This window comes from Nocardia sp. NPDC049707 (assembly GCF_040674855.1).
GTDB lineage: Bacteria > Actinomycetota > Actinomycetes > Mycobacteriales > Mycobacteriaceae > Nocardia.
The window spans coordinates 7960-15099 of sequence record NZ_JBFANN010000081.1 but is presented as its reverse complement, the minus strand read 5'-3'; the positions used below and the strand labels follow the sequence as shown (position 1 = coordinate 15099).

The 7140-nt window shown below is 65.8% G+C and carries 8 protein-coding genes; 2 read left to right on the top strand and 6 right to left on the bottom strand.

What is annotated here, in order from left to right; genetic code table 11:
- Positions 1-121: 121 nt before the first annotated feature.
- Complete coding sequence (locus AB0J29_RS35925) at positions 122-1117, bottom strand: DUF3152 domain-containing protein (RefSeq protein WP_364795497.1); 996 nt, start codon at positions 1115-1117, stop codon at positions 122-124.
- Between the two features lie 447 nt (positions 1118-1564).
- Here AB0J29_RS35925 and AB0J29_RS35920 point away from each other — a divergent pair, with 447 nt between their 5' ends.
- A complete protein-coding gene (locus tag AB0J29_RS35920) occupies positions 1565-2230 on the top strand; it encodes a TetR/AcrR family transcriptional regulator (protein WP_364795491.1) in 666 nt (221 codons plus the stop codon).
- Positions 2231-2300: 70 nt separating this feature from the next.
- On the opposite strand, the gene AB0J29_RS35915 is transcribed toward AB0J29_RS35920, so the two are convergent.
- Both AB0J29_RS35915 and AB0J29_RS35910 read right to left on the bottom strand, forming a co-directional pair.
- Positions 2301-2528: a DUF3107 domain-containing protein gene (locus AB0J29_RS35915; RefSeq protein ID WP_364795489.1), complete on the bottom strand. Its 228-nt coding sequence runs from the start codon at positions 2526-2528 to the stop codon at positions 2301-2303.
- 267 nt (positions 2529-2795) lie between these two features.
- A complete protein-coding gene (locus tag AB0J29_RS35910; protein WP_364795487.1) occupies positions 2796-3344 on the bottom strand; it encodes a YceI family protein in 549 nt (182 codons plus the stop codon).
- 102 nt (positions 3345-3446) lie between these two features.
- On the opposite strand from AB0J29_RS35910, the gene AB0J29_RS35905 reads away from it, so the two are divergent.
- Positions 3447-4277, top strand: coding sequence for a helix-turn-helix transcriptional regulator (locus tag AB0J29_RS35905; protein ID WP_364795484.1), 831 nt, complete (start codon positions 3447-3449; stop codon positions 4275-4277).
- Here the strand turns inward: AB0J29_RS35905 and AB0J29_RS35900 are convergent, their stop codons facing one another.
- The 3 genes from AB0J29_RS35900 to AB0J29_RS35890 form a co-directional block, all read right to left on the bottom strand.
- Positions 4278-4970: a ferritin-like fold-containing protein gene (locus AB0J29_RS35900; protein WP_364795481.1), complete on the bottom strand. Its 693-nt coding sequence runs from the start codon at positions 4968-4970 to the stop codon at positions 4278-4280.
- A gap of 90 nt (positions 4971-5060) precedes the next feature.
- Positions 5061-6116, bottom strand: coding sequence for an alpha/beta fold hydrolase (locus AB0J29_RS35895; RefSeq protein WP_364795479.1), 1056 nt, complete (start codon positions 6114-6116; stop codon positions 5061-5063).
- A gap of 70 nt (positions 6117-6186) precedes the next feature.
- A complete protein-coding gene (locus tag AB0J29_RS35890) occupies positions 6187-7044 on the bottom strand; it encodes a hypothetical protein (protein WP_364795477.1) in 858 nt (285 codons plus the stop codon).
- Positions 7045-7140 lie beyond the last annotated feature (96 nt).

Here is a 7140-nt window from a genome sequence, read left to right as displayed (position 1 = left end):
AGCCGATCCCGCTGCTCTTGGTCACCGCCACTTGGTATCTCGCGGTCACCCGACGACTCGGACGCGAGACTGAAGGGGGCCGCGAACCCGCCGCGCCGCAGGCGCGGCAATCAAACACAGCTCAACCGCGTGGATACGGCCAAGGGTTGAAGCGACAGTGCTTACCGTCCATCGGGACCACACCACCGGGATCGAGGGCCGCGATGTCGTTGTTCTTGGTGCCGAAGGTCTGCTGCATCATCACCGGCGCGAGCCCGCCATCGGTTTCGCACGGCTGATGCTGGTGATAGCCGATGGCATGGCCGACCTCGTGGTTGACCAGGTACTGCCGATAGGAACCGATATCACCCTCGAAGGCCAGCGCACCGCGGACCCAGCGCACCTCCGAAAGCACCACCCGACGCAGATCGGCATTGAAGCAGGAGGAGTCGATCGGAATATCGAAACCGCATGCCTTGCGCGAGGATTCGCGGGAGGCCAGCGAAATACGGAAGTCCGGTACCCCGTGATCGATGCGCCGGAAGGCGAATTTGGTGTCGTGCGTCCAACTCTTGGGATTGTTCAAGGTGCTGTCGATCATCTTGGCCACGGATTCGTCCCCGCCGAATCCGGAAGTGTCTACGCTGTCCTCGATTTCGATGGTGTACTTGAACTGGTACTCCGATCCGGTACCCACCTGCACGGTGGTCCCCGGCACCACATGCCATGCGCCCGTACCGGTTTCGGTGAACGGTCCGCCGTCGGGCAGCGCGCCGGTCGGCAGATTCGTCGGGAAGTGGCCGTCGCCGGGCGGTGCGCCGATGATTCCCGCTGTTGCCGCACGCGGGCTCAATCGTCCGAATCCCGGTGCACCGCTTGCCATATCCGCCGGATCGCTGACCCCGCGCACCGCGTCCACGATCACCAGCACGGTCACCACGAAAAGTACGGGAAGTGCGTAAGCACGCCAGCCATAGGTGCGGATGAAGCGACCGAGTGCGCTCTGCTTCTTGGTATCGCGCTCGGGTCTGGACCGCCTGGAGCGCTGTTCTTCGGTGGCGGTGGGATCCCAGCGGGCCCGCAGCGGTTGATAGGAACGATCGACGGGTGATTCACATAAGTCGGGGGGGTCATAGATCTCGACACCGTTCGTAGCGCTCGGTGGCGAACCGGATCTCCATTCGATCTCACCCTTGGCGCCGTCCCGGGCAGCGACACTGTTTCGAGTGGCTGCGCCCGTACGCACCTCGGGGCCTGGCCTTTCCACAGGGCCCGAGACTACGGAACCGGACGCGGCGGAGCCAGTCCGGCGGTGCGTGCTGCGCCCGCCGCCGGAGGATCTTTCCGGTCGGTCGGTCACATCAACCAGCGTCTCATAAGGCGCAATACCCCCGCCCGGCCTCGCCACCGTGCCCGATGCCGACCCCTTCGAGCGACCTGCAAGCAGTCGCTGGTAATGCGACATATCTCACCGACCGGACTGCATCTGCGGCCCAGATCCGCAGACGTTGTACAACCGGGTATCGTTCATGGGATACCCGGTGTACACCCCAATTTGCCGGGGCATCGACTGGGAGAGCCGAAAATGACTGACCTCGTGGACCGGATGACGTCGCGCAGAACGTCGTCTGATGCCATGGCGCCGACCAAGCGCGGTACCCGGCTTCCGCGCGACGAGCGTCGTCAACAGCTACTCGCGGCCGCCAGTGAGGTGTTCGTTCAACGCGGCTACCACGCTGCCGGTATGGACGAGATCTCGCAGTGCGCCGGAGTCAGCAAGCCGGTGCTCTATCAGCACTTCGCCAGCAAGCTCGAACTCTATTTGGCGGTGCTGCAGAATTACGTCGACATGCTGGTGTCGAGTGTGCGTCAGGCGTTGCGCTCGACCACCGACAACCGCCAGCGCGTGCGGGCCGCGGTACAGGCCTATTTTGATTTCGTCGACAACGAAATGCAGGGCTTCCGACTGGTTTTCGAATCCGATCTGATCAGCGAGCCGCAGGTGCAGCGCCGGGTCGAGCAGGCCACCGAGGCGTGTGTGGACGCGGTCTTCGATCTGGTCGCCCACGATTCCGGTCTGGACCCCTACCGGGCCAGGATCCTCGCGGTCGGACTGGTCGGCACCAGCCAGTTCACCGCCCGGTATTGGCTGGAGGCGGATCGGCCGATTCCGAAGGAAGAGGCGGTCGACACCACCGTCGCGCTGGCGTGGGGCGGTCTGTCGCACGTGCCGCTGCATCCGATCCACTGACCGAGCAGACAACGGAGCCCCCGCATTCGAGCGAATGCGGGGGCTCTCGGCTGTTGCGTCGCGGTTCGGCTCAGACCGATGCGAAGCCGACGCGGCCGCTGGTGGCGGCGCCGATCTCGACGTAGGCGACCTTCGCGGCCTGAATCAGGAACTTGCGGCCCTTCTCGTCGATGAGCGCGACGACGCCGCCCTCGCCGCTCAGCGCACCGGACACCAGCGCCTCGACCTCGTCCGGGGTCTGCCCGCTATTGATCACGAGCTCGCGCGGGCTATCCGAAATACCGATCTTGACCTCCACGGCCAACCTCCGAACCTAGAGTCCTGTGTGCTGTCGAAATCAAGGCTAATGCTCCCCCGCCTCCCGGGGTATTCAGGCGCCCCACTAAGAGCCGCGGAATCCACGTCGGCGACCGGCGACTGGACAACCCCCTCATTCTGGGCGTACCCGGGGATACCCATGTACCTGGGAAATCAGTGGTCACATCGGGGACCCGACAGCGCCGTCGACCGACCAGGCGGCTGGCGTTCGCCTGTCGCGAACGCCAGCCCGCGTGGGCGGATATGCCTACTTGGGCTCGATGAGCTGGATCTCCAGCTCGACTTTGACCGTATCGCTCAGCATGCCGGGCATCGGGCCGCCGACGCCGAATTCGGTGCGCTGGATGGTGCCGGTCGCGGAGAATCCGGCATGCCGGTCGCCGGTCGCGGCGAACTCCTGGACACCGCCCCACTCGACATCGAGGGTGAACGGCTTGGTGATCCCGCCGAGTGTGGCCTCGCCCTCGACCTCGAACGATTCCGCGATCAGGACCGGCTCGACGGCGCGGAAGCTCAGGGTAGGGCGGTTGGCGACATCGAGGAAGTCGGCGGTGCGCACGTGGTTGTCCCGAGCGGCATTGCCGGTATCGAAGGAGTCGAGGTAGATGGTGGCGTTGAGGGTGGCAAAGCCCTTGTCGTCGACCACGCAGTCGGTCTCGAACTTGGTGAAGCGGCCGCGGACCTTGGAGATGCCGAGGTGGCGGATGGTGAATTCGACCTGGGAGTGCGCCGTGTCGAGGGTCCAGGAACCCGGGGTGAGCGCGGTGGCAGTGGCGGATTCAGCGGAAGATGTCATGCCATAGACCATGACCGGACTGCGGTCCGCTAGCCAGACCGCCGTTATCCTGGACCTGTCAGGGCGCGGATAACCATCCCAGGACGGGACACGATGAAACGTATGGCACCCAATCCCTTCGCGGAATATCTCATCGCCCGCCGGGCCCAATTGCGGCCCGCGGATGTGGGACTTCCCGAGGGCGGTCGCCGCCGTACCCCAGGATTGCGCCGTGAAGAGGTCGCGGTGCGCGCCGGGGTGAGCGCCGACTATTTGGCCCGGCTCGAGCAGGGCCGCGATACCAATCCGTCGCCGGCGGTCATCGATGCGCTGGCACAGGCGCTGCTGCTCGAAGGTAAGGACCGACACCACTTCGGTTGGCTCGCCGTCGCCTCGAGTAACGAATCCCGCTGCCCCACCGCCGAATCCGTCGCAGAACACCCGACGCCCGCGATCGAGACCATCCTGCGCGCGCTGCATCCCACTCCGGCCTTCGTGATCGGGCGGCGATTCAATGTGCTCGGCTGGAATCCGGCATGGGAGGACATCGCGAAACCCGTTGGGCTGCTCGATAATCCGGAGGTCGTGAATCTGGCCTGGTTCACCTTCGCGCATTCGCGCGCCAAGCAGGTGTTGCGGAACTGGGACGAGGTGGCCGATATTTTCTCGGCCGCACTGCGGCGCGCGACGATCCGCTGGCCGGGCGAGGACAGCCTGATCGAGCTGATCGACGCACTGCTGGCCTATCCGGAGTTCGAAAGCCGTTGGCAGCCACAACATATCGACGACCTGACCTCCGGCACGATGCGCTTCGACCACCCCGAATACGGCCATATCGATATCGCATTCGAGGCCCTGAACGCCGATAGGGATCAGTGCGTCGTCGTCTGGCTTACCGACCAGGCCCAGGCACAATCGCGGGGCTTGCGACTGGTCGGCGCGGTCAACGAGTAATCAGATGCCCAGGACGGCCATGCGCTCGGCGTGACTGGCCTGCATGCGCTCGAACAGCGCGGCAATGCCGTTGAGGTCACCGGTCGCGGTGAGCACCAGCTCGGTGAGTTCGTCGCGCTGGGCCATGACGTACTGCGCCTGGGTGATCGCCTCACCGAGCAGGCGCCGACCCCACAGCGTCAGCCGGTCGCGCTCGGAGCGGCTCGTCGCGACCGCACGGCGCACCTCCTCCACCACGAATTCGGAGTGACTGGTCTCGGCGAGCACATCCCGGACCACGGCGGCGACCTCGGGAGACAGAGCACCGGCGATCTCGGTGTAGAAGTCGGCGGCGATACCGTCACCGACATAGAACTTGACCATCGACTCGAGCCAGGTCGAGGGATCGGTGGAGTTGTGGTAGGCGTCCAGGGCACGCACGAACGGCGCCATCGCATCGAAGACGTCCACACCGCGTTCGGCCAGCGCGGACGCCAGGGTTCCGAAGTGCCGCATCTCGGCGGCGGCCATCTTCGCGACGGCCACCTTGCCGCGCAGTGTCGGCGAGAGCTTGGCCTCCTCGGCCAGCCGGTAGAACGCGGAGATCTCACCGTAGGCCAGCACCGCGAACAGGTCGGTCACGCCCGTATCGTCGGCGGAAATGGACGAACCGGACAACGAAACCCCTACCGCTGCAGGTGACTGTGCTCCCATGTCGACACAGCGTAGTCCGGGTCCGTTACGTGTCACCGTCATCCCGGTACGTGTCGCTGTCATCCCGGCGAACATCGGGGAGGTGGTCGTTCAGAACAGCTCGGACAGGAACTTATCGAGATAGGTCCAGGTGGTGTCGCGCGCGGTTTCGGCGGTGAGGATGCCGAGGTGACTGCCCGGTGCGGTTTCGTAGCGAACGGACCGAGCGCCGGTAAGAGTGCGCTGTCCGGCGGCCACCGCGGCGGCTGGGGTGATGACATCGGCGGGTCCACCGACCAACAGCACGGGCGCGGTCACCTCGGCTAACTCGATGCGGCGCTTGCCGAGTTCGACGACACCGCGGCCGATGTCGTTGTGCAGGATCAGGCGACCCCACAGCTGGCCGTAGAAGCGCCCCGGATAGCCCGGCATTTCGGACATGAAACGGTCGATGGACTCCATTTTGGCCAGGTTTTCGGTGCGGGCGATATTGCTCGCGACGAACCAGGGACGGGTGAGTTCGCGGTCCCATGCGGTGACCCGGTAGGCGATTCGGGTCAGCGTGGCCGGAATGCCGCCCGCCGCGCGTACCGCCGTCGAGGTGGCAATACCACCGGTCAGCTTGGCCACCGCGCGCACCTGGGGAATGCCGGTCATCTTGTCGTAGTCCAGCGGCGAACCGACCGCGGTGATGGAGCGGATCGGCAGTTCAGGGTGCGCGGCCGCGGTCAGCAGCGCGAGGGTGCCACCGATCGACCAGCCGACCAGATCGACCGGACGGCCGCCGCGGTCGGCGCAGGTGCGCCGGATCGCCTCGGGCAGGATGTCATCGATCCAGGTCTCGAAGCCCATCCGTCGGTCGGCGAAGGTGATCGCGCCGTAGTCGACGACGTAGGGCGCCCGGCCCGTCTCCAGCAGGAACCGGGCCACGCTCTGATCCGGCCGCAGATCGAAGCAGCTGGCGGGCGCGGCCAGCGGCGGCACCAGCAGCACCGCCGAATCCGTTGCGGCAGTGACGGATCCGGTAGCTTCGAAGCGGCGCAACTGCCGATGCGGTTCGTCCCACAGCACCGTCGACGGGGCGGGATCGGGCGCCGCGACACCCTGGCCGAAGGTCAGCGCCCAGGCATTGCGCGCGGCGATGGCGACGGTATCGGTGAAACTCACACCAAGAATCTTTCATATCGCGTTACCGACGGTAACAGGCAACTTCGATTTGTGAGCAATCGTGCACCGCTCAGCTCCGAGGCATGCCGATCGGATTGAGCGGCGGCACCACGCTCTGCTGGACGCGCCGCGTCAACGGATCGAGCAGGGAGGTCAGCTCGGCGATGGCATCCCGCGACAGCGCCGCCAAGGCGCCGTTCCAGGCCGCCTCGTCGGTGTCGGCCTCCACTCGTTCGAGCAATTCGGCACCCGCGCCGGTCAACTCGGGACTGATCGATTCGCCGGCGATCAATCCCCTGGCACGCAACTCGTCGGCGATGTCGGACCATTCCTGCTCCGACCAGCCGCGCGCGGGTCGCATCACCGATTCGGGCGCCTTACCGGCCGCGACCTGCAGCACCAGCGCCTGCGATCCGGTCAGACCGTGGGCGACCAGGGCCGCCACATGCCCGTCACCGCGATGTTCGCGCAGGGTGGTGGTGAGCTGCCACAGCGCGGCCACCGGATCGGCGGACAGCGGCAATTCCGCATTCGCCGCGTACAGCGGGCGGCCGGTCGCATCAGCCGTGCGCGCCACCGGTTCGAGCAGTTCGGCGGCACGAGCACAATCGGCATCACCGGCTCCGGCTCCGCGCAACAATCCGACCGAAAAGTCGAGCCGGGCCGCGAGACATGCCTCCGGCGTCGTTCTGGCCCAGGCGTCCGGCACCGCCTTGGCCACCACGTCCGGATGGAATCCGGCGAAGGTCGCCAGTACGGCTCCGGTGCCAACCGCCCCCAGCGGTGCGGCCCGGAACGCGAAGTAAGTCTGCCAGAATCCGCGTAGTCCCAGCGCGACTCCGGCCCGCTTGACGTCCGCGCCGAAATACACCACATCGTGGATGGGTTCGAGAGTATGCCAGATTCGACGCGCCAGATGAATTGCCATGTGCCGCAGCGTACGTCGACGGCCAACGGATGGAAACCGCGTATTTCGTTCGAAATTGCCGACCATTTCGAGCGACCTGCAAGCAGTCGCTACGGC

Excerpts from the sequence above, each read along its gene's own strand:
- AB0J29_RS35920 (WP_364795491.1), top strand. The coding sequence starts at position 1,565 with ATGACTGACCTCGTGGACCGGATGACGTCGCGCAGAACGTCGTCTGAT.
- AB0J29_RS35910 (WP_364795487.1), bottom strand. The coding sequence starts at position 3,344 with ATGACATCTTCCGCTGAATCCGCCACTGCCACCGCGCTCACCCCGGGT.
- AB0J29_RS35905 (WP_364795484.1), top strand. The coding sequence starts at position 3,447 with ATGGCACCCAATCCCTTCGCGGAATATCTCATCGCCCGCCGGGCCCAA.
- AB0J29_RS35900 (WP_364795481.1), bottom strand. The coding sequence starts at position 4,970 with ATGGGAGCACAGTCACCTGCAGCGGTAGGGGTTTCGTTGTCCGGTTCG.
- AB0J29_RS35890 (WP_364795477.1), bottom strand. The coding sequence starts at position 7,044 with ATGGCAATTCATCTGGCGCGTCGAATCTGGCATACTCTCGAACCCATC.